Source organism: Mesorhizobium sp. M7A.F.Ca.US.006.04.2.1, assembly GCF_004022915.1.
In the GTDB taxonomy this organism is placed as follows: Bacteria; Pseudomonadota; Alphaproteobacteria; order Rhizobiales; family Rhizobiaceae; genus Mesorhizobium; species Mesorhizobium ciceri.
On record NZ_RZQA01001273.1, the window covers coordinates 1 to 1,223 of the forward strand.

1 pseudogene is annotated in these 1,223 nt (G+C 66.4%); it reads left to right on the forward strand.

From position 1 onward, the window contains the following. Positions 1-1,223, forward strand: a pseudogene (locus EN925_RS36550) (translocation/assembly module TamB); the annotation flags it as partial.

Sequence of the window (1,223 nt, forward strand, 5' to 3'; positions counted from 1 at the left end):
GGGGCATGCTAAGGGCCGATGCCGCGCCTCGGGGGGTGGAGGGGGTGCACAACGTCCCCCGCCATGACGGCAAGCAAGGCAATGTCGATGCCAAGATCCACTTTGCGCCGGCGGACAACAGGCTCGATCTTGACCTGAAGGCCTCGGAGCCGGCAGGCGGCATCATCGCCAATCTGCTCAAGCTGCCCGATACGCCGCCGGTCGACATAATTGTCTCGGGCACCGGGCCGCTCGCCAATTGGAACGGCATCGGCACGTTCTCGGTCGACGGCAAGATCGTCACCCAGCTGACAGGCCGGCACCAACTGACCGACAAGGGTAATCATGTTGAGGCCAAGGGCGACGGCGATTTCGCTCGCTTCCTGCCTGAGAATCTCAAGCCGCTGTTTGCCGGCAAGACCAGCTTCGATGTCGCCGGCACCGCCACATCGGCCGGTGGCGTCAGTGTCGACCGCGCCAACATCGACAGCGATGCGGTGCACGGCACCGCGACCGGCATTGTCGATCCTGCCGGCGCCAGCGACCTCTCGATCGAACTCGCCGCCAAGGGTCCGCCCGTTGTGATCAGCGTCGGCAGCAAGGCGCAACCGATCACGCTGGCGATCAGCAATGCCACCGCCCGCGCCTTCGGCGACGGCAAGGCGCCGATCATCGACATCGGCGCCTCCTTCGTCTCCATCGTTGCTGGCGGCACGCGGCTGGATGATCTGGCGGCGCAGATCCATTCCGACGGCTTTGACATCCAGAACCGCGCCGGGCCGGTCACCGTCAAGCTGCAGGCAGGTGGCCTCAACACCGACGTGGCGACGCTGGCGCCGCTGATCACCGGCAAGATCGATGTCGATCTGGCCGGGTCGGTCAGCAAGGATGCCATTGCCATCGACCAGGGCACGCTGCGCTCCGACGCGCTCAACGCCTCTCTGACGGCGACGGTGGCGCTTGCCGACCTGTCGATGCAGCTGAAGATGAACGCGGATGCCGTGGCGACGGCCTTTCCGCCGCAGATCGCCTCGGTGCTTGGCGCCCGGGTGAAATTCTCGGCCACCGCGGCCCGCGATCCGCAGGGATCCTTCGCCGCCAACTCGATCGAATTCACGTCCGGCACGCTCAGCGCCGCCGGCACGGCCAGCATGCAGGGCACCGACATCCAGGCCGACATCAAGGGCAAATTGGGCGACGTTTCCGTGCTGTCGCCGACAGTCGGCGTGCCGGTTGCCGGTGGC